Raw genomic sequence first — 21,135 nt, forward strand, 5'->3', positions numbered from 1 at the left:
CCTCCTTACGGGGTTTCGATGCGACGCTGCAGCAGGTTGATCAGCAGCAGCAGGATGAAGGACACCACCAGCATCAGCACGCCGATGGCGGTGGCGCCGGTGTAGTCGTACTGGTCCAGCTTGACCATGATCAGCAGCGGCAGGATCTCGGTCTTCATCGGCATGTTGCCGGCGATGAAGATCACCGAGCCGTATTCGCCGACGCCCCGGGCGAAGGCCAGGGCGAAACCGGTCAGCCAGGCCGGCAGCAGCGCCGGCACGAGGATATGGCGGAACACCTGCAGCGGCCTGGCGCCGAGGCAGGCGGCGGCTTCCTCGACTTCCTTGGGAATGTCGGCGAGCACCGGCTGCACCGTGCGGACCACGAACGGCAGGGTCACGAAAGTCAGCGCCAGGGTGATCCCCAGGGGGGTATAGGCGATCTTGAAGCCGAGGTCGCTGGCGAACTGGCCGACCAGGCCGGCCGGCGCATAGAGCGCGGTGAGGGCGATACCGGCGACGGCGGTGGGTAGGGCGAAGGGCAGGTCGATCATGGCATCGATGATCTTCCGTCCGGGGAATTCGTAGCGCACCAGGACCCAGGCCAGCAGCGTGCCGATCAAGCCGTTGAGCACGGCGGCGGCGAGCGCGGTGCCGAAGCTCAGCTTGAGCGCGGCGAGCACCCGCGGCGCGCTGATGATGGCCCAGAATTGCTCCCAGCTGAGCTGGGTGGTCTTGAGGAACATGGCCCCCAGCGGGATCAGGACCAGCAGGCTGAGGTACACCAGGGTGTATCCCAGGGTCAGCCCGAAGCCGGGTATGACCGGGGAAATGCGTCGTGACATGTTCTGTCCTTACTCTGCGTTGGAACGCTTGGTGGCTCTCCCGGTGCCGGTTCCTTCCGGCAGTGGGCCCGGTACGGGACCGGGCCTGCTAGCCCCCTCGCCCGTCCGGGAGAGGGTCTGGGAGAGGGGCCGTGGTTCGGGCGACGGGTCTGCCGTCGCGATCATTGCGCCTGGTAGATCTGGTCGAAGATGCCCCCGTCGTTGAAGAACTTTGGCTGGGCCGTCTTCCAGCCGCCGAAATCGGAGTCGACGGTGACCAGGTTCAGTTTCGGGAACTGCGTGGCGAACTCGGCGGCGACCTTCTGGTTGCGCGGCCGGTAGAAGTTCTGCGCGGCGATGCGCTGGCCTTCCTCGCTGTACAGGTATTGCAGGTAGGCCTCGGCGACCTTGCGGGTGCCTTTCTTCTCGACCACCTTGTCGACCACCGCGACCGGCGGTTCGGCAAGGATGGAGATGGAGGGTACGACGATCTCGAAGTTTTCCCCGCCCTGTTCCTTCTTCGCCAGGAACGCCTCGTTCTCCCAGGCCAGCAGCACGTCGCCGATCTGGTTGTTGACGAAGGTGATGGTCGAGCCGCGGGCACCGGTGTCGAGTACCGGTACGTGCTTGTACAGCGCCTGCACGTAGTCCTTGGCCTTCTCGTCGCTACCGTACTGCTTCTTCGCCCAGGCCCAGGCGGCGAGGAAGTTCCAGCGCGCGCCGCCGGAGGTCTTCGGGTTCGGCGTGATGACTTCCACGCCTTCCTTGGTCAGGTCGCCCCAGTCCTTGATTCCCTTGGGGTTGCCCTTGCGCACCAGGAACACGATGGTCGAGGTGTAGGGGGTGCTGTTGTCCGGCAGGCGTGCCTGCCAGTCGGCCGGCAGCAGCTTGCCGAGCTTGTGCAGTTCGTCGATGTCGCCGGCCAGGGCCAGGGTCACCACGTCGGCCTTGAGCCCGTCGATCACCGCGCGGGCCTGCTTGCCGGAGCCGCCGTGGGACTGCTGGACGGTCAGGTCCTCGCCGCCCTGGGCCTTCCAGTGCTTGATGAAGGCCGCGTTGTAGGCCTGGTACAGCTCGCGGGTCGGGTCGTAGGAAACGTTCAGCAGTTGCGTGGCTGCGGCAACCGGGCCGGAGACCAGGGCGCTGGCGAGTGCGGCCAGGGCGAAACGACGAAGGGACATGTGCAGCTCCTAGGTGTGTGCTGTTTCGATTGTTCTAATGGGGTGTTGGCGGAACGACGGGAACACGGGGCGTCAGGCGCGCATTCGCGGCCGACAGCTGCAGTACCGGTGCGGATGGGGTATCGAACGGATGTTCATGGCGAGACGCCTCCGGTGGTCCAGTCGGGTCGTGTGCTTCAGGCCTGCTTGACGGCCGGTTGCTGCAGACGGAATTTTTCCTTGCGCTCGATCTGCACCACCTGGCCGTTGTGCACGGTGATCTCGACGGCGCCGAAGCGCAGGCCGCGCAGGGCACTCTGGATTTCACGCAGGATGGTGGCTTCGTCCTGGCCATCCAGGCTTCTGAGGGTTGCGCTCATGGGTCTCTGCTCCTGTGGCTCGAGGTGCCGCGTTGCTCGACGAAGTGGAAGCGGCGTGAGGCGCATAGTAAGCAGTGGGCAATATTCTTAAAAATATTGTTTAAGAATCTTTATAGGTAAAGTGGTTATAAGACGGCGAAGCGGCCCGGCTTCGCCGCCAGGCTCAGTCTTCCGGCAGCGCCACGGGCGGCAGGTCGAAGCGCAGCGCTTCCGCCGGTTGCGGCCGTCCGTACCAGTAGCCTTGGCCGAAGTCGCAGCCATGTTCGCGCAGGAACAGCGCCTGGTCCTGATGCTCGATGCCCTCGGCAACCACCCGCAGCCCCATGCTTTGCGCCAGGGCAACGATCGCCCGGGCGATCGCGGCGTCGTCCACCGCGCCGGGCAGGCCGGCGACGAAGCCCTGGTCGATCTTCAGCTTGTGCACCGGCAGCCGCTTGAGGCGCATCAGCGAGGAATAGCCGGTGCCGAAGTCGTCGATGGCCAGGTTCACGCCGAGGATACGCAGGCGGCAGAGCAGGTTGAGGGACTGCTCGAAGTCCTCCATCACCGCGCTTTCGGTGACTTCCAGCTCCAGGTAGCGGGGCTCCAGTCCGGACTCTTCCAGGGCATTGGCGATCCTTTCCTCCAGGCCGCCGCGGTTGAACAGCCGGCTGGAGACGTTGACCGCGACGAACTCCAGCTCGACGCCGCGCTGTTGCCACTCGCGCATCTGCCGGCAGGCACGCTTGAGCACCCAGTTGTCCAGCGCGGCGATCAGCCCGCATTCCTCCGCCACCGGGACGAACTCGCCTGGCGGCACCAGGCCGCGCTCGGGATGCTGCCAGCGCACCAGCGACTCGACGCCGACGATCCGCCCGCTGGCCAGGTCGTGCACCGGCTGGTAGTGGACGCGCAGTTCGTCGTGATCCAGCGCATGGCGCAGGGCCGATTCCACCTGGACATGGGCGCGGGCCCGGGCGGTCAGCACGCGGGTGTAGAAGGCGTAGGCGTTACGCCCGCTGTCCTTGGCCTGGAACAGCGCGGCGTCGGCGTGTTGCATCAGGTGGTCGACGTCGCTGGCGTCTTCCGGGTAGAGGCTGACACCGAGGCTTGCGCTGATATAGATCGGCTGGCAGTGGATGTCGAACGGCGCGTTGAAACCGTCGAGGATGCGCTGCGAGAGTCGCGCGACGGCTTCCGGGTCGTCGTTCTCGACGAGGATGGCGAATTCGTCGCCGCCCAGTCGCGACAGCAGGCAGCGCTCGTCGAGCTGGTGTTGCAGGCGCTTGCTGACCTCCTTGAGGAGCATGTCGCCAGTTGTATGGCCGAGGCTGTCGTTGATGTGCTTGAAGTGGTCGAGGTCGATCAGCAGCAGGGCCCCGGCCACCGTCCGGTCCTTGCCGTTCTCCAGCGCCTGCTCGATGCGCTCGCGCAGCAGCACGCGGTTGGGCAGGCCGGTCAGCGAGTCGTGGTGGGCGAGGAAGTCCAGCTCGTTCTCCGAGCGCTTGATGCTGCTCAGGTCGGAGAACACCCCGACGTAGTGGGTCAGCTGGCCCTGGTCGTTGCGCACCACGCGGATGTGCAGCCACTGCGGGTAGATCTCGCCGCTCTTGCGCCGGTTCCAGATTTCTCCGCTCCAGACGTCCTGCTCGCGCAGGGCCAGCCACAGGCGCTGGTAGAACGCCTGGTCCTGGCGGCCGGAGCGGAGGATCGCCGGGGTCTTGCCGAGCACGTCTTCGGAGCGGTAGCCGGTGATGCGCTCGAAGGAAGGGTTGACGTGCACGATCACCGCCTGTGCATCGGTGACCAGAACCCCCTCGCGGGTGCTGTCGAATACCGCCGCGGCCTGGCGCAGGTGGTCTTCCTTGAGCCGCTGCAGGGTGATGTCGCGGGCCACGCCAGTGTAGTGCAGCGGCTTGCCCAGGGCGTCGCGGAGGACCCGGCCGCGCGAGTGGATCCAGCGGTAGTCGCCGTCCTTGTGGCGCAGGCGGTAGATGTGGTCGAGATTGTCGGTCAGGCCCTGCAGGTGGTTGCGGTGGGCCTCCAGCACGGTGGCGTACTCTTCGGGGTGCAGGCGCTTCTTCCAGGTCTCGATGGGGTCGCCGAGTTCCTCCGGAGCGAGGCCGATCAGCGCGGCGTAGCCCGGCGAGACGAACATCCGGTCGGTCACCAGGTCCCAGTCCCAGAGTCCGTCGCGCACCGCTTCCAGGGCGCGGTTCAGGCGCTGCTCGCTGCCGTGCAGTTCGTCGTAGGCCTGGGCCTTGCGGCGGAACTGGCGTACCAGGTAGAGGTACAGGAGCAGGCCGGTTGCGGCGAAGAAGAACAGCCGCTTGGCGGTCATCCAGAACACCAGTTGGTCGTGGTCCTGGACCTGGTTTTGTAACAAATGATCGCTCAGGAACGCCCAGGCGATGGCGATTGCGAGATAAGCCAGGCTCAGGCGAAGGGCACTCAGGCGGGGGCTCATGGGATTTTCAGTGGGCAATTATTGGCCGGGCAGTATAAATGATGGCCATCCGGCCCTGTTCATATCTAAAAGAACGGATGGTAATCCCCAGCCGCTTGGTGATAATGCCCCCAGGTTTTGTCAGACAAGGCCCTCATCACTCCCAAGTCCCCCCGAGGTTCAGTACCGCCTATGTGGTTCAACGGTTTTCTCGACCTGTCGCCGTGGCAACTGGTGGCAGTTACCCTGGTGCTGACGCATATCACCATCGTCAGCGTGACCGTCTACCTGCATCGCTATTCCGCCCACCGTGCACTCGACCTGCACCCCGCGCTGCAGCACTTCTTCCGTTTCTGGTTGTGGTTGACCACAGGGATGAACACGCGCGAATGGACCGCGATCCACCGTAAGCACCATGCCAAGTGCGAGACCGTCGAGGATCCGCACAGCCCGGTGCACAAGGGCCTGTTCACCGTCCTGCGCGCAGGCGCGGAGCTGTACAAGGCCGAGGCGAAGAACCAGGACACCCTGCGCATCTACGGCAAGAACTGCCCGGACGACTGGATCGAGCGCAATCTCTACTCGCGCTTCCCGATCGGCGGCGTGGTGCTGATGGCGCTCATCGACCTGGCCCTGTTCGGCGCCCTTGGCCTGACCGTCTGGGCCGTGCAGATGGTATGGATTCCGTTCTGGGCCGCCGGCGTGGTCAACGGCCTCGGCCACGCGGTCGGCTATCGCAACTTCGAATGCCGCGACGCCGCCACCAACCTGGTGCCCTGGGGCATCCTCATCGGCGGCGAAGAGCTGCACAACAACCACCACACCTACCCGAACTCGGCCAAGCTGTCGGTGAAGAAGTGGGAATTCGACCTGGGCTGGGCCTGGATCAAGCTGTTCAGCTTCCTGCGCCTGGCCAGGGTCGCCCGGGTCGCGCCGATCGCCCATCGGGTCGAGGGCAAGCACAGCCTGGACATGGACACCGCCATGGCGATCCTCAACAACCGCTTCCAGATCATGGCGCAGTACCGCAAGCTGGTGATCGCGCCGCTGGTCAAGCAGGAAGTGGCCAAGGCCGACGAGTCGGTGCGCCACCTGTTCCGCCGCGCCAAGCGCCTGCTGTCGCGCGAGACCAGCCTGCTGCAGGACCGCCACCACGTGCGCATCGACTCGATGCTCGCCCACAGCCAGGCGCTGAAGGTGATCTACGAGAAGCGCCTGGCGTTGCAGCAGATCTGGGCCAAGACCAGCGCCAACGGCCACGACATGCTGGCGGCGATCAAGGACTGGGTGCATGAGGCGGAAGCCAGCGGTATCCAGTCGCTGAAGGAGTTCGCCGCGCAACTGAAGACCTACTCGCTGCGTCCCGCCTGACGCCTGGCGCGCCCTCGCGGGTGCGTCAGCCGCCTCTGCAACACGCCGGCTCCTGCCGGCGCGTTGCGTTTCGGCGTCGCCAATGCGACGCCCCGCCGATACTTCTCTTCCTCCGCAAGTCGACTTGCCCGATCCGGGATTCAGCCCGGGCGGCGCCCGGCCTATCTTCGGCGTGCCCAGGCGCCACGCCGGGCGTCACGCAGAACAACAAGAAAAGGAGCGCGGGCGATGTTGCTGGATTACCTGATCATGCTGGTCTACGCCCTGGCCATGCTGGGCCTGGGCTGGTACGGAATGCGCAAGGCGAAGAGCCAGAGCGATTTCCTCGTCGCCGGACGCCGCCTCGGCCCCGGCCTCTACCTGGGAACCATGGCCGCGGTGGTGCTCGGCGGCGCGTCGACCATCGGTACGGTCAAGCTCGGCTACCAGTTCGGCCTGTCCGGCTTGTGGCTGGTGTTCATGCTCGGCCTGGGGATCATCGTCCTCAGCCTAGTGTTCTCGCGGCAGATCGCGCGCCTGCGGGTGTTCACCGTGACCCAGGTGCTGGAGCAGCGCTACCAGGCCTCCTCGCGCCTGATCGGCGGGGTGGTCATGGTCGCCTACGACCTGATGGTGGCGGTCACCGCGACCATCGCCATCGGCTCGGTCACCGAGGTGGTATTCGGCATCCCGCGGATCCCGGCGATCCTCTGCGGTGGCGGGATCGTCATCGTCTATTCGGTGATCGGCGGCATGTGGTCCCTTACGCTGACCGACATCATCCAGTTCGTGATCAAGACCGTCGGTATCTTCCTGGTCCTGCTGCCGTTGTCGATCGACGGCGCCGGTGGCCTGGCGCGCATGCAGGAGGTGCTGCCGGCGGGCTTCTTCGACCTCGGCCACATCGGCCTGGATACCATCCTCACCTACTTCCTCCTGTACTTCTTCGGCGCGCTGATCGGCCAGGACATCTGGCAGCGGGTGTTCACCGCGCGCAGCGAGACGGTGGTGCGCTACGCCGGGCTTGGCGCCGGCGTCTACTGCATGCTCTACGGCGCCGCCTGCGCGCTGATCGGCGCGGCGGCGCGGGTCCTCCTGCCGGACCTGGCGGTGCCGGAGAACGCCTACGCCGAGATCACCCGCGAGGTACTGGCGCCGGGCCTGCGCGGCCTGGTGGTGGCGGCCGCGCTGTCGGCGATCATGTCCACCGCCAGCGGGTGCCTGTTGGCGGCGGCCACCGTGCTGCAGGAAGACATCTACGCGCGCTTCCTCCGCCCCGGTACCACCAGCGACATCCGTCTGAGCCGTTGCATCACCCTGCTGATGGGCGTGGCGATGCTGGTCCTGGCGTGCCTGGTCAACGATGTCATCGCGGCCCTGAGCATCGCCTACAACCTGCTGGTCGGCGGCCTGCTGGTGCCGATCGTCGGCGCGCTGCTGTGGCGCCGGGCCAGTCCGCAGGGGGCGATCGCCAGTATCGTCGCCGGTTGCCTGGCGGTGATCGCCTGCATGGCCCGCGACGGCCTGCTCGCCAACTCGCCGATCGTCTACGGCCTGCTGGCCAGCCTGGCGACCTTCGTCGCGGTCAGCCTGGCTACCCGTCCTGCCGCCAGCCTGCGAGCCCAGCCGGAATGAACCCACCGCGCCGGGCGGCGCCCGGCGCTTTCTTCCCGCCACACGGAGATGCTCCATGTCGAACGACCATCCGCAGCCCCTCGACGCCGCCGAGATTCCACGCTTCGCCGGTATCCCGACCTTCATGCGCCTGCCGGCGTTCACCGACCCGGCGGCGCTGCAGGTCGGCCTGATCGGCGTGCCCTGGGATGGCGGCACCACCAACCGCGCCGGTGCCCGCCATGGCCCGCGCGAGGTGCGCAACCTGTCCAGCCTGATGCGCAAGGTGCATCACGTCAGCCGCATCGCGCCCTACGACCTGGTGCGGGTCGGCGACCTCGGTGATGCGCCGGTGAATCCCATCGACCTGCTCGATTCGCTGCGCCGCATCGAAGGCTTCTATCGCCAGGTCCATGCCGCCGGTACCCTGCCGCTGTCGGTCGGTGGCGACCACCTGGTGACCCTGCCGATCTTTCGCGCCCTGGGTCGCGAGCGGCCGCTGGGCATGGTGCATTTCGATGCGCATTCCGATACCAACGACCGCTACTTCGGCGACAACCCCTACACCCACGGCACGCCATTCCGCCGGGCCATCGAGGAAGGTCTGCTCGACCCGCTGCGCACGGTGCAGATCGGCATTCGCGGCTCGGTGTATTCGCCGGACGACGACGCTTTCGCCCGCGAGTGCGGCATCCGCGTGATCCACATGGAAGAGTTCGTCGAACTGGGCGTCGAGGCGACCCTGGCCGAAGCCCGGCGGGTGGTGGGCGACGGGCCGACCTATGTGAGTTTCGACGTCGACGTGCTCGACCCGGCCTTCGCGCCTGGCACCGGCACCCCGGAGATCGGCGGCATGACCAGCCTCCAGGCCCAGCAACTGGTCCGCGGCCTGCGCGGGCTGGACCTGGTCGGCGCCGACGTGGTGGAAGTCTCGCCGCCGTTCGATGTCGGCGGCGCCACGGCGCTGGTGGGGGCGACCATGATGTTCGAACTGCTCTGCCTGCTTGCCGAGTCGGCCGCGCGAAGCGCCTGACGGCGTTCCGCCGGCCTGGCTTTGGCGCTATAACGAAGGCGGACCGAACGCCATGGGGGCGGGAATGCTGGGCAACCTCAACGACATCGACCTGCGCATGCTGCGCACCTTCTGTGCCATCGTCGAGGCCGGCGGCTTCACTGCCGCCCAGGCGCGCCTGAACACCAGCCTGTCGCGCCTGAGCGTGCTGGTGCGCGACTTGGAGGTGCGCCTGGGCTATTCCCTGTGCCGGCGCGGCAACGGCGGTTTCCAGTTGACCGAGGAGGGGCAGGAACTCTACGACGCCGCGCTCGGCCTGTTCAGCGACATCGCCCGTTTCCGCGAGCAGGTCCGCGGCCTCGGCGGGCGCGATCGCGAGGCGTTGCACCTGGGCTGCGTCGATGGCGTCATCGGCCAGCATTGCCTGCCGTTGCCGCTGGCCATCCGGCTGTTTCGCCAGCGCGCCCCGGAGGTGCTGCTCAAGCTGCACACGCGGCGTCCCGACGAACTCGAGCACGCGGTGCTGGAAGAGCGCCTGCAACTGGCGGTGGGGGCCTTTCACCACCGGTTGTCCGGGCTCTACTACCAACCCCTGTTCCGCGAGGAGCAGAACCTCTATTGCGGCAGCGCGCACCCCTTCTTCGCCCGGGCGGACGACGAGCCGACACTGGACGAGATCTGCGCCGCCGACTATGTCGGCCGCGGCTACATGGCGGAAAACCATCGCCCGCACGACCTGCGCTTCAACCAGGGGACCGACGCCTACACCATGGAGGCCATCGCTACCCTGGTCTTCAGCGGCACCTACATCGGCTACCTGCCGACGCACTATGCCGCCACCTGGGTCGCCGAAGGGCGCATGCGGGCGATCCGGCCACGGCAACTGGCCTACGACTCGGAATTCCATTGCATTACCCGTCAGGGACACGAAGAACGACCGACCCTGACCCTGTTCCTGCGCTCGCTGTTCGAGGCGCAGAAACAACTGGGCGTGCAGGCTCCGGCGAATACGAACGGCATCGCTCGGCAATTGTGATCAAGCGCACTGGCTGGAGCCTTTCCCTGCCGTTCGGCGGGCATTTCTGTATCGCCGCGACCCCTGCGCTAAGTTGGCGGTCGAACCCGTTCCGCGAGCAGAGCGACGATCCATGGACGACCTAACCGGCATTCCCGAAGACCCGCAGGAGGCCGCGCTGGCCTTGCTGCACAGCCGTGCCGAAGTGGCCCGGCTGAAGGAGCGCGAGCAACTCTTCAGCGCCTTGCTGGCCAGCGTCAACTCGGTGCTCTGGGCCTACGACTGGCAGAACCGGCGAATGGTCTACGTCAGTCCCGCCTACGATAAAATCTTCGGCCGTTCCGCGGCGCTGCTGCTGGCGGACTACGAGGAATGGCGCAACAGCATCTACCCGGACGACCTCGACTACGCCGACAGCAGCCTGCTGCAGGTGCTCGAACGTGGCGCCGTGGAACAACGCGAATACCGCATCGTGCGTGGCGACGGCGAGGTCCGCTGGCTCAACGACAAGTGCTTCGTCAGCCGCCAGGGCGAGGCGGGACTGCCGCTGATGGTGGTGGGCATCGCCGAGGACATCACCGACAAGAAGCACATGGAGAGCGAGCTGCAACGGCTGGCCACCACCGACGTGCTGACCCAGAGCAGCAACCGTCGCTATTTCTTCGACAGTGCCGAGGCGGCCTTCAAGGAGTGTCGCCGCGAGGGGATACCGTTGGCGTTCCTGCTGCTGGACGTCGATGATTTCAAGAAGATCAACGACCGCTTCGGCCACCAGGTCGGCGACCAGGTCCTCCAGCGTATCGCCCAGAGCGGCAGTGCCGCGCTGCGCCGTGGCGACCTGTTCGGGCGGATCGGCGGCGAGGAGTTCGCCGTGCTGCTGCCCGGCTGCGACGAGCAGACCGCGCGACAGATCGGCGAACGCCTGCAGCGCGAGGTGCAACGCCTGCGCTTCCAGGAGGGCGAGCACAGCTTCGGGATCACCGTCAGCCAGGGCCTGACGGTCCTCCAGGCCGATGACGAGGGACTCGGTGCCCTCTACAGCCGGGCCGACGCCGCGATGTACTCGGCCAAGCGCCAGGGCAAGGACTGCATCGTCGTGGGCTGACCGCTGGGCAAACGTTTCCGTTTTGTCGACGGCGCCACGGAATACCTCTTTGGGGAGGCGACCGGCAGGTCGCGGCTGCGGTACAATATTCCTTAAAGCTATTAAATATGAATAATTAATTCTTTTTAGGTTTATTGCGGATATTTTACTGTTTATTACCCACGCGCTATAAAGCGCGGGAAATAACGAATTCTGAAACGTGGCGGTAACTCGCCAGAAAGGAAGCTGTAATAGGCGGTTTTCTGCCGACACCCTTCGGCCCGTCAGCCGGGAGAAGGGCAGGAAGCCCGAGAGGACGCGAAGGCGGAGCCCGATGGAAAGATTGGCTTACAAATTGCCTTCACTGGCGGTGGGTCGAGACACCCGCCGCACAATAACAAGACACGAGTACGCCCATGCACACGCTTCCGTTCGCTGCCTCCCTGCCTGCTTGCCTGCCCCGTCGTTCCATCGTCGCGGGTTGCGCCGTTTCCTGATCCATCGAATGCCGAGTTTCGCGCGCGCCATCTTCCGGGATGGTACGGCGCTCAGTGTTTCAACGACCGGTCGGGCCCACGCGTTCCACTTCCCCCGACCGGAAGACAATTAGCAATACCAATGGGGAAAAGACCAATGAAGAGTCGCAAGATCAACAAGTCACGACTGGCCCTGGCCATCACTGCCGGTACCCTCGGTGCCCTGGCGCAACAGGCGGTCGCCGCCGGTTTCATCGAGGACAGCAAGGCATCGCTGACCCTGCGCAACTTCTACATCAATACCGACAACCGCAATGGCACCGCCTCGCCGAGCAAGCAGGAAGAGTGGGGCCAGGGCTTCATCCTGAATTACCAGTCGGGCTTCACCCAGGGCACCGTCGGCTTCGGCGTCGACGCGCTGGGCCTGCTCGGCGTGCGCCTGGACGGCGGCGGCCGTGCCGGCAAGAGCGGCCTGGACCGCCAGCCGGGCACCGTGTTCCCGCTGGAAAGCAACGGCGAGCCGGTGCACGACTTCGCCAGCCTGGGCCTGACCGCCAAGGCCAAGGTGTCCAACACCGAGTTCCGCTACGGCACCCTGCAGCCGAAGCTGCCGGTGGTCACCTACAACGACGGCCGCCTGCTGCCGGTCACCTTCGAGGGCGGCCAGGTCACCTCGACCGACCTCAAGGACTTCACCCTGGTTGCCGGCCAACTGGAGCACTCCAAGGGCCGTAACTCCACCGACAACCGCAGCCTGAGCATCGCCGGCGCCAACGGCAGCAGCGCCAGTTCGCGCGACAGCAACAAGTTCTACTACGCGGGTGGTGACTACAAGGTCAACAAGGACCTGACCCTGCAGTACTACTACGGCAACCTGGACGACTTCTACAAGCAGCACTTCCTCGGCCTGATCCACAACTGGCAGATTGGCCCGGGCGTCCTGAAGACCGACCTGCGCGCCTTCGACAGCAGCTCCGACGGCAAGAACGGCAGCCGTTCCGGCCGTGCCGACGGCTACGTCAGCAGCGGCTACTACGGCAGCGGCGTGACCAAGGGCGAAGTCGACAACCGCGCCTTCAGCGGCCTCTTCACCTATACCGTCAGCGGCCACAGCATCGGCGCCGGCTACCAGATCCTCAACGGCGACAGTGACTTCCCGTTCCTGAACCGTGGTGATGGCGAAGGTTCTACCGCGTACCTGATCACCGACGTGCAGATCGGCAAGTTCCAGCGTGCCGGCGAGCGCACCTGGCAGGTCCGCTACGGCTACGACTTCGCCACCGTCGGCGTGCCGGGCCTGACCTTCAATACCATTTACCTGAGCGGCGACAAGATCAAGACCGCCCGCGGCGACCAGAGCGAGTGGGAACGCGATATCTCCCTGGCCTACGTGATCCCGGACGGCACCTTCAAGGGCCTGGGCTTCACCTGGAAGAACGCCTCCTTCCGCAGCGGCCTGCCGGCTGCCGGTTCGAGCAACAACCAGCGCGACCAGGACGAGAACCGCCTGATCGTCAGCTACACCCTGCCGCTGCTGTAAGCTCCGGCCGGACAGGAAAAAGCCCGCGTCCTCCTGGAGGACGCGGGCTTTTTTCATTCATGGCGCCACTCGGCGTGCCGGGCCGGCCAGGGCGAACAGCGCCGCGGCTGGCCATCCGCCCTGCGGGATGCCCGTCAGGCCTTGCGCGGCGCCGGTTGCTGCTGGGTGATGCAATGGATGTTGCCGCCGCCGAGGAGGATCTCGCGCCCCGGGACCATCACCACCTCGTGCTCGGGGAACACGCGCTGGAGGATCGCCCTGGCCTCGGCGTCCTTGGGATCGTCGAAGCTCGGCGCGATGATGCCGCCGTTGACGATCAGGAAGTTCACGTAGGAGCCGGCCAGGCGAATGGAGGGATCGCGCGGCTGGCTGCCCTCGACGATATCCACGCCGTCGCACTCTTCCTGGGTCGCGTACAGCGGGCCGGGGATCGGCATCTTGTGTACCACCAGCTTGCGTCCCTTGGCGTCGCGGCTTTCTTCCAGCATGCGGAGGGCGGCCTGGCAGCGCAGGTAGTTCGGGTCGTCCTGGTCGTCGGTCCAGGCCAGCAGCACCTCGCCGGGACGCACGTAGCAGCAGAAGTTGTCGACGTGGCCGTCGGTCTCGTCGTTGTAGAGGCCGTTCGGCAGCCAGATGATGCTCTCCACCGCAAGGTAGTCGCGCAGGGTCCGCTCGATCTCCGCCTGGCTCAGGTGCGGGTTGCGGTTGTGGTTGAGCAGGCATTCCTCGGTGGTGATCAGCGTGCCTTCGCCGTCGACGTGGATCGAGCCGCCCTCGAGGACGAAGTCGTCGGTGCGGTAGCGGGCGCGCCGTTCGATCTCGAGGATCTTGCGTGCCACCTGGTCGTCGCGCTGCCAGGGGAAGTACAGGCCGCCTTCGAAGCCGCCCCAGGCGTTGAAGCCCCAGTCGACGCCGCGTACATCGCCCTTGTCGTCGATGACGAAGGTCGGGCCGGTGTCGCGGACCCAGGCATCGTCGCTGCTGATTTCCACGACGCGGATGTTGCCGTCGTCGAGGCGTGCGCGCGCGTTCTCGTACTGCCCGGCGCTGGCGCAGACGGTGACCGGCTCGAAGCGCGCGATGGCCTTGGCCACCGCGGCGAAGGCCGCCTGGGCCGGCTTGCCGCCGTTGCGCCAGTTGTCCGGGCGTTCCGGCCAGACCATCCAGGTCTGCTCGTGGGGTTCCCATTCGGCGGGCATGCGGAAGCCGTCGGCGCGTGGGGTGCTGGTCGGGTTGCTCATCGCTGCTCCTGAAATCGTTGCTATGCGCGGCGGACGCCGGCGCGGAATGCGCGGGGCCTCCCCGCGCGGATCGTTTCCCGAGGCCTCACGACTCCAGCGAACCGTCCAGGGTCTTCAGCGGACCGTAGAGGTTCGGCCGGCGGTCGCGGAACACTCCCCAGGCGCTGCGGGTGCGCTCCAGCGCATCGAGGTCGAAGGTGTGGACAAGGATACCTTCCTCGGTGCGGTTCAGCTCCTCGACTTTCTCGCCGAACGGGTCGGCGATGAACGAAGAACCATAGAAGGTGATGTCGTAGCCATCCTGCTCCTCGCGGCCGATGCGATTGGAAGCCACCAGCGGCATCAGGTTGGCTCCGGCATGGCCTTGCTGCACGCGCTGCCAGTGATCGCGCGAGCTGATGCTGGCGTCGTGCGGTTCGCTACCGATGGCGGTCGGGTAGAACAGGAGTTCCGCGCCGAGCAAGGCCATGCTGCGCGCCGATTCGGGGAACCACTGGTCCCAGCAGATACCGACGCCGATCCGTGCGTAGCGGGTCTGCCAGACCTTGAAGCCGGTGTCGCCCGGATTGAAGTAGTACTTCTCGTGGTAGCCCGGGCCGTCCGGGATGTGGCTCTTGCGGTAGACCCCGAGGTTGCCGCCATCGGCGTCGATGACCGCGATGCTGTTGAAGCGGGCGCGCCCGGCGCGTTCGAAGAAGCTGATCGGCAATACCACCTGCAACTCCCGGGCGAGGGCCTGGAAGTGGGCGATGGCGGCGTTCTCCTCGACCGTGGTGGCCAGCTGCAGGTAGTCCGGGTTCGGCTTCTGGCAGAAGTAGGGGGTCTCGAACAGTTCCTGGATCAGGATGATCTGCGCACCCCTGGCGGCGGCCTGGCGCACCAGTTTCTCGGCGCGGGCGATGTTCGCCGGACGATCCCAGGAGCAGGCCATCTGGGTGGCGGCGACGGTGACGTTGCGGGTCATGGAGCACCTCGTGTGCTGGCTCGGATGGCTGCCGGGCTTGGCGGCGGCCGGTTGTGGGTCGGGCGGGCGGGAACGGGGTGTCGCGCCCGATCGAGTGATGGGCGGATTTATATCCGATAAAAATCGGACTGTGAAGCGGTTTAAGGGGGTGTTATGGATTTTCTATCGATTTAAATCGGATATAAATCCGGATAATGGTTCGCTACGCTTTTCCAGGATCGGCGGCAGGTAGAGCCCCAGGTAGGCGTCGAACACCCGCATGCCTTCTTCCGCCAGGCGTGCGTCGATGATCCCGTGACGCTGGACCGACAATGCGTAGACGCGATCGCCTAGCTCCATGGCCAGGCTGAAGATCTCGATATCGGTCGGCAGCGGTGGCAGCAGGAAATGCCGCTCGAACAGGGCGCGCATGGCCTGGCCGAGTTGCACGTCATGCTGGCGATCGGCCTGGGTGACTTCGGCCAGGCCGTGGCTGGCGAGAATCAGTTGGCGGGCCGCCGCGTCGCGGGCGTAGACCGCCAGCATGCGCTCCTCGACGATCCGCGACAGGTCGCGCCAGCAGCGCAGGCCTGCATGGTCCACCGGCTGTTCGAGGCACGCGCGGAAGGCGGCGTGGACCTCGCCGGTCAGCCCCTGGAGCAGGGCCGGCACGCTGGGGAAGAAGTGGTAGACCGACGATGGCGGCATTTCCGCGCGTTCGGCCACGCTATAGATGGTCAGGCCGCCGATGCCTTCGTCGGCGAGCAGGCCGCGGGCGGCGTCGAGGATCGCGGCGATCCGGGCCTGGCTGCTGGCGCGGGGCTTGCGGGTGGACGAGGTGGGCTGCATGGCGGGTCTCCGGGCGTGAGCGGCTATTGGACGCCAGCTCACGCGACCGGGGCAAGCCGCTCAGTGGCTGGCGCCGCGGAAGGCCTTCCAGATCTCGTCGACCACCGGCCGGAGTTTTTCCGGCGGCGTTTCCAGGGCGAACAGGCGGAGGCTGGTGTCGCGGTCCGGATACAGGCCGGGTTGCTGGCGCAGGGCGGGATCGAGGAAGCCGGCGGCGTCGGCGTTGCCGCTGGGGTAGAGGGTGGCGGCGGTGATCTGTGCGGCGATCTTCGGTTGCATCAGGTAGTCGATGAAACGGTGCGCCTCGCGTGGATGCTGGGCGCCGGCCGGGATCACCAGGTTGTCGATGAACAGCACCGAGCCTTCCTGCGGTACCTCGAAACTTACCGGCTGGCCCGCCTTGGCCGCGCGCAGGGCGTCGCCGACCCAGGCCATGGCCAGGCAGAGGCGACCGCCTTCGAGGTCGGCGATGTAGCGCTCGCTGTCGACGTAGCGCAGGTTCGGTCGCAGTCCGTGCAGCGCCTCGGCGGCGCGGCGTACCTGGCTCGGCGCAGTACGACCGAGGTTGCGGCCCTGGTAGTTGAGGAGGATCGCCAGGGTTTCGTCCGGCGCGTCCAGCAGGCTGATGCCGCAGCTTTTCAGGCGCTGGCTCTGGCTGGCGTCGAACAGCAGGCTCCAGCTGTTGGGCAGCGGCCCGCCATAGGCGGCTTCGGCCTGCGGGGTATTGATGGCCAGGCCTACGGCACCCCATAGATAGGGGACGGCGTGGCGATTGTCAGGATCGACCGCGGCCAGTTTGCTCAGCAATTGACGGTCGAGATGGCTGCGGTTGGGCAGCTGGGTGAAGTCCAGCGGCCGCAGCAGGTTGTCCTTCAGCAGGGCCGGCAGGGTGTCGTGGGAGGGGACGGCGACGTCGATCGCCTCGCCACTGCGCAGCGCCTTGTCCAGTTCCTCGGCGGTGGCGAAGGTGTGGTACTCGACGCGGATGCCGGTGTCCTTCTGGAAGGACTCGAGCACCTGCGGGTCGATGTAGTCGTTCCAGTTGTAGACGCGCAGGGTCTCCTCGGCCTGGGCCAGCCAGGGTGCGAGGGCGAGGAACAGCAGGGCGGAAAGGCGGGGCATGGAATCTTCTCGCTGGACGGAACGGAGCGGACGATGGTGCCGGAGCCAGGCGGCAGAGGCATTGATGCAGGCCAGCATCGAGTCTGGCGGGAGGCGTGGCGGCAGGCTGTGCCGTGGCGCACATTTCCCGGTTCCGAGAAAAGGACCGGGGCGGTTTCCCAGACACAGACGCCCCCGCGTTGAGTGTCTGCGAAACCGCCCCGGATTTCGCTGCGTACGGCGCCGGCCCAGGACCGGCGCGCCGATACCGCTACCTCAGACGGTATGCAGGTACCAGTTGTACTCGAGGTCGGAGATCGAGTGCTCGAACTCCTCCAGCTCGCTTTCCTTGCAGGCGACGAAGATGTCGATGTACTTCGGGTCGATGTACTTCGCCATGATCTCGCTTTCGTCCAGCTCGCGCAGGGCGTCGCGCAGGTTGTTCGGCAGGCTCGGCTCCATCTGCTCGTAGGAGTTGCCTTCGATCGGCGCGCCCGGCTCGACCTTGTTGGTCAGCCCGTGATGAACGCCTGCCAGCACCGCTGCCAGTAGCAGGTAGGGGTTGGCGTCGGCACCGGCCACCCGATGTTCCAGGCGTACCGCGTCCGGGCTGCCGGTGGGCACGCGCAGGGCCACGGTGCGGTTGTCCAGGCCCCAGCTCGGCGCGTTCGGCACGTAGAACTGCGAACCGAAGCGGCGGTAGGAGTTGACGTTCGGGCAGAGGAAGGCCATGGAGGCCGGCAGGGTCTCGAGCACACCGCCGATCGCATGGCGCAATGCGGCGTTCTGCTCGGGATCCTCGCTGGTGAAGATGTTGTTGCCGTGCTTGTCGAGCAGCGAGATATGCACGTGCAGTCCGTTCCCGGCCTGGCCCGGATAGGGCTTGGCCATGAAGGTGGTGTCCATCTCGTGGTCGTAGGCGATGTTCTTGACCAGGCGCTTGAGCAGCACCGCGTGGTCGCAGGCCTTGAGGGCGTCGTTGACGTGGTTGAGGTTGACCTCGAACTGCGCCGGTGCGGATTCGGCGACGATGGCGTCGGCCGGGATGCCCTGGGCGCGGGCGCCGTCGATGATGTCCTGGAGGCACTCGACGTATTCGTCGAGGTCGTCGATGGAGTACACCTGCACCGACTGCGGACGCTTGCCGGAGATCGGCGAGCGCGGCGGCTGCGGCCGGCCGTTCACGTTCTCCTGGTCGATCAGGTAGAACTCCAGCTCGAAGGCGGCGACGATGGTCAGTTCCATCTCGGTGAACCTGGCCACCACCTGGCGCAGGACTTCGCGGGGGTCGGCGAAGAACGGCTCGCCTTCCAGTTCGTGCATGGTCATCAGCAGTTGCGCGGTCGGGCGCTTCTGCCAGGGTTCCATGGAGAGGGTGCCGGGGATCGGGTAGCAGATCCGGTCGGCGTCGCCGATGTCGAGACCCAGGCCGGTACTCTCTACGGTGGAGCCGGTGATATCGAGGGCGAACAGGGAAGCGGGGAGATTGATACCTTTTTCGAAGACTTTGTTCAGACTGTTGCGTTCGATCCGCTTGCCGCGAACCACGCCATTCATGTCTGCAATAAGGAGGTCGACGAACTGGACCTCGGGATGTTCCTTGAGGAACTCGCTCGGTTCAGTGAGCTGAACGGCACGCTGGGGTACCGACATGATGCAACACCTTTTTTGTTAAAAATTTCAATCATGCGGGGGGTAGGCTATGAGTCAATCCGAAAGCCTGTGGGATGTCAATAGCCGCCAAAAACGCCCTCTTGTGGGGCGTTGAGGCCGTTTTCAGGGCATTTTCGCCGGACGAAAAGCCGAAAAAAACCTCGCGTCGAAGGGTGTTCAGGAGTGCGTGTTCAATTTTTTACAGGCCTATTGTGTAAAAAAATGAACAACGCTAAGCTCGGCCAAACCCCATAACATCTACAAACAACGGGTGTCTCATGTCTCGCCTGCCGTTAATCGGCGTCACCGCCTGCACCAAGCAGATCGGTCTTCATCCCTACCACATTGCCGGCGACAAATATCTGCGTGCCGTCGTCAACGGCGCTGGCGGTCTCCCGCTGATCATTCCTGCGCTGGGCGAGTCGATCGACCAGGCAGCCCTGCTGGACAGCGTCGACGGCTTGCTCTTCACTGGCTCGCCGTCGAACGTCGAGCCCCGTCATTATAGTGGACCGGCGAGCGAGCCCGGCACCCTCCACGACTCCGACCGCGACGCCACCACGCTGCCGCTGGTCCGCGCCGCCATCGACGCCGGCATTCCGGTCCTCGGCATCTGCCGCGGTTTCCAGGAAATGAACGTGGCTTTCGGCGGCAGCCTGCACCAGAAGGTGCACGAGGTCGGAACCTTCATGGACCACCGCGAGCCGGCCGACCAGCCGCTCGAGGTTCAGTACGCGCCGCGCCATGCCATGCATGTGCAGCCGGGCGGAGTGCTCGCCGGTATCGGCTTGCCGAGCGAGTTCCAGGTCAATTCCATCCATGGCCAGGGCGTTGATCGTCTGGCGCCGGGCCTTCGAGTAGAAGCACTGGCGCCTGACGGGTTGGTCGAAGCCATCTCCGTAGAAGGTGCAAAAGCCTTCGCTCTTGGTGTGCAATGGCACCCGGAGTGGCAGGTTCTGACGAACCCCAACTATCTCGCTATCTTCCAGGCTTTCGGTAAGGCCTGCAGCAAGAGGGCGGGGCAACGTTGAGTCCGGCTGTTGGGGCCGGACTCTCAACCCTGAGGTCTTTATGACTACCAAGTTAGACCAGCTGACCAGCTGGCTGAAGGAACGCAAGATCACCGAAGTGGAATGCCTGATTTCCGATCTGACAGGCATCGCCCGCGGCAAGATCTCGCCGACCAACAAATTCATCGCGGAAAAGGGCATGCGCCTGCCGGAGAGCGTTCTGCTGCAGACCGTCACCGGCGACTACGTGGAAGACGACATTTACTACGACCTGCTCGACCCGGCCGACATCGATATGGTCTGCCGCCCGGACGAGAATGCCGTGTTCCTCGTCCCCTGGGCCATCGAGCCCACCGCGATGGTGATCCACGACACCTTCGACAAGCTCGGCAATCCCATCGAGCTGTCGCCGCGCAACATCCTCAAGCGCGTGTTGAAGATGTATGCCGACAAGGGCTGGCGGCCGATCGTGGCGCCAGAGATGGAGTTCTACCTGACCAAGCGCAGCGACGACCCCGACTATCCGTTGCAGGCCCCGGTGGGCCGCTCCGGACGCCAGGAAACCGGGCGTCAGTCGTTCTCCATCGACGCCGCCAACGAGTTCGACCCGCTGTTCGAGGACATGTACGACTGGTGCGAGGCCCAGGGCCTTGACCTGGATACGCTGATCCACGAGGAAGGCACCGCGCAGATGGAGATCAACTTCCGTCATGGCGACGCCCTCGACCTGGCCGACCAGATCCTAGTGTTCAAGCGCACCATGCGCGAGGCCGCGCTCAAGCACAACGTCGCCGCGACCTTCATGGCCAAGCCGATGACCGGCGAGCCGGGCAGCGCGATGCACCTGCACCAGAGCATCGTCGACGTGAAGACCGGCAAGAACATCTTCTCCAATGCCGACGGCACCATGAGCGAGCTGTTCCTGCACCATATCGGCGGCCTGCAGAAGTTCATCCCGGAAGTGCTGCCGCTGTTCGCGCCCAACGTGAACTCGTTCCGCCGCTTCCTGCCCGATACCTCGGCGCCGGTGAACGTCGAGTGGGGCGAAGAGAACCGTACCGTCGGCCTGCGCGTGCCGGACTCCAGCCCGGAGAACCGCCGGGTCGAGAACCGTCTCGCCGGCGCCGACGCCAACCCTTACCTGGCGCTGGCTGCCAGCCTGCTGTGCGGCTACATCGGCATGGTCGAAGGCATCAAGCCGAGCGCCCAGGTCAAAGGTCGCGGCTATGAACGCCGCAACCTGCGCCTGCCGCTGACGATCGAAGCGGCGCTGGAGCGCATGGAGAACTGCAAGCCCCTCGAGCAGTATCTCGGCAGCAAGTTCATCAGCGGCTACGTCGCGGTGAAGCGTGCGGAGCACGAGAATTTCAAGCGGGTAATCAGCTCCTGGGAGCGGGAATTCCTCCTGCTTTCCGTTTGATCCTGACCGGGGGCGGCCGGCGTGGTCCGCCGCTCCCGGACAGTCTTGAATAGAAGAGG

17 protein-coding genes are annotated in these 21,135 nt (G+C 65.6%); 8 read left to right on the forward strand and 9 right to left on the reverse strand.

Annotation, left to right across the window (positions count from 1 at the left end; all coding sequences use genetic code 11):
- Positions 1 to 5 precede the first annotated feature (5 nt).
- The 4 genes from cysT to ACI766_RS01410 all read right to left on the reverse strand — a co-directional run bounded on the left by cysT (position 6) and on the right by ACI766_RS01410 (position 4,789).
- Positions 6 to 824, reverse strand: coding sequence for a sulfate ABC transporter permease subunit CysT (gene cysT / locus ACI766_RS01395; protein WP_003084241.1), 819 nt, complete (start codon positions 822 to 824; stop codon positions 6 to 8).
- 161 nt (positions 825 to 985) lie between these two features.
- Complete coding sequence (locus ACI766_RS01400) at positions 986 to 1,984, reverse strand: sulfate ABC transporter substrate-binding protein (RefSeq protein WP_003084243.1); 999 nt, start codon at positions 1,982 to 1,984, stop codon at positions 986 to 988.
- Positions 1,985 to 2,160: 176 nt separating this feature from the next.
- On the reverse strand, positions 2,161 to 2,343 hold the full coding sequence (oscA, locus tag ACI766_RS01405; RefSeq protein WP_003084246.1) for a sulfur starvation response protein OscA: 183 nt from the start codon (positions 2,341 to 2,343) through the stop codon (positions 2,161 to 2,163).
- Positions 2,344 to 2,506: 163 nt separating this feature from the next.
- A complete protein-coding gene (locus ACI766_RS01410; protein WP_003118721.1) occupies positions 2,507 to 4,789 on the reverse strand; it encodes a putative bifunctional diguanylate cyclase/phosphodiesterase in 2,283 nt (760 codons plus the stop codon).
- Between the two features lie 171 nt (positions 4,790 to 4,960).
- On the opposite strand from ACI766_RS01410, the gene desA reads away from it, so the two are divergent.
- The 6 genes from desA to ACI766_RS01440 all read left to right on the forward strand — a co-directional run bounded on the left by desA (position 4,961) and on the right by ACI766_RS01440 (position 12,859).
- Positions 4,961 to 6,139 carry a delta-9 fatty acid desaturase DesA gene (gene desA, locus ACI766_RS01415; RefSeq protein WP_003104496.1) on the forward strand — a complete coding sequence of 393 codons (1,179 nt, stop codon included), beginning with the start codon at positions 4,961 to 4,963 and terminating at the stop codon, positions 6,137 to 6,139.
- A 228-nt stretch (positions 6,140 to 6,367) separates the two neighbouring features.
- Positions 6,368 to 7,753, forward strand: a complete 1,386-nt coding sequence (locus ACI766_RS01420) for a sodium:solute symporter (protein ID WP_003104497.1) — start codon at positions 6,368 to 6,370, stop codon at positions 7,751 to 7,753.
- A gap of 55 nt (positions 7,754 to 7,808) precedes the next feature.
- Entirely contained in the window at positions 7,809 to 8,765 is a 957-nt protein-coding gene (gene speB, locus ACI766_RS01425) for an agmatinase (RefSeq protein WP_003104498.1), read from the forward strand.
- A gap of 52 nt (positions 8,766 to 8,817) precedes the next feature.
- Positions 8,818 to 9,780: a LysR family transcriptional regulator gene (locus tag ACI766_RS01430; protein WP_003118724.1), complete on the forward strand. Its 963-nt coding sequence runs from the start codon at positions 8,818 to 8,820 to the stop codon at positions 9,778 to 9,780.
- 112 nt (positions 9,781 to 9,892) lie between these two features.
- Positions 9,893 to 10,864, forward strand: a complete 972-nt coding sequence (locus ACI766_RS01435; protein ID WP_023104693.1) for a GGDEF domain-containing protein — start codon at positions 9,893 to 9,895, stop codon at positions 10,862 to 10,864.
- Between the two features lie 612 nt (positions 10,865 to 11,476).
- Positions 11,477 to 12,859 carry an OprD family porin gene (locus ACI766_RS01440; RefSeq protein WP_003084265.1) on the forward strand — a complete coding sequence of 461 codons (1,383 nt, stop codon included), beginning with the start codon at positions 11,477 to 11,479 and terminating at the stop codon, positions 12,857 to 12,859.
- 134 nt (positions 12,860 to 12,993) lie between these two features.
- On the opposite strand, the gene aguA is transcribed toward ACI766_RS01440, so the two are convergent.
- From aguA to ACI766_RS01465, 5 genes are all read right to left on the reverse strand, one after another.
- Positions 12,994 to 14,100: an agmatine deiminase gene (gene aguA / locus ACI766_RS01445; protein ID WP_023104691.1), complete on the reverse strand. Its 1,107-nt coding sequence runs from the start codon at positions 14,098 to 14,100 to the stop codon at positions 12,994 to 12,996.
- An 85-nt stretch (positions 14,101 to 14,185) separates the two neighbouring features.
- Positions 14,186 to 15,064: an N-carbamoylputrescine amidase gene (aguB, locus tag ACI766_RS01450; protein ID WP_003111119.1), complete on the reverse strand. Its 879-nt coding sequence runs from the start codon at positions 15,062 to 15,064 to the stop codon at positions 14,186 to 14,188.
- 162 nt (positions 15,065 to 15,226) lie between these two features.
- Positions 15,227 to 15,892 carry a TetR/AcrR family transcriptional regulator gene (locus tag ACI766_RS01455; RefSeq protein ID WP_003107783.1) on the reverse strand — a complete coding sequence of 222 codons (666 nt, stop codon included), beginning with the start codon at positions 15,890 to 15,892 and terminating at the stop codon, positions 15,227 to 15,229.
- A 60-nt stretch (positions 15,893 to 15,952) separates the two neighbouring features.
- Positions 15,953 to 17,014 (reverse strand): polyamine ABC transporter substrate-binding protein, encoded by a 1,062-nt coding sequence (locus ACI766_RS01460; RefSeq protein WP_043088863.1) that lies wholly within the window; start codon positions 17,012 to 17,014, stop codon positions 15,953 to 15,955.
- A gap of 255 nt (positions 17,015 to 17,269) precedes the next feature.
- A complete protein-coding gene (locus ACI766_RS01465; protein WP_003112937.1) occupies positions 17,270 to 18,646 on the reverse strand; it encodes a glutamine synthetase family protein in 1,377 nt (458 codons plus the stop codon).
- Between the two features lie 278 nt (positions 18,647 to 18,924).
- Between ACI766_RS01465 and ACI766_RS01470 the strand changes: the two genes are divergently transcribed.
- Both ACI766_RS01470 and ACI766_RS01475 read left to right on the forward strand, forming a co-directional pair.
- On the forward strand, positions 18,925 to 19,677 hold the full coding sequence (locus ACI766_RS01470) for a gamma-glutamyl-gamma-aminobutyrate hydrolase family protein (RefSeq protein ID WP_003112938.1): 753 nt from the start codon (positions 18,925 to 18,927) through the stop codon (positions 19,675 to 19,677).
- A gap of 40 nt (positions 19,678 to 19,717) precedes the next feature.
- The gene (locus ACI766_RS01475) at positions 19,718 to 21,076 is read left to right on the forward strand and encodes a glutamine synthetase family protein (RefSeq protein ID WP_003084290.1); all 1,359 of its coding nucleotides are present in this window, start codon (positions 19,718 to 19,720) and stop codon (positions 21,074 to 21,076) included.
- Positions 21,077 to 21,135: the final 59 nt, after the last annotated feature.

It is taken from the genome of Pseudomonas sp. DL (assembly GCF_047199225.1).
In the GTDB taxonomy this organism is placed as follows: domain Bacteria; phylum Pseudomonadota; class Gammaproteobacteria; order Pseudomonadales; family Pseudomonadaceae; genus Pseudomonas; species Pseudomonas aeruginosa.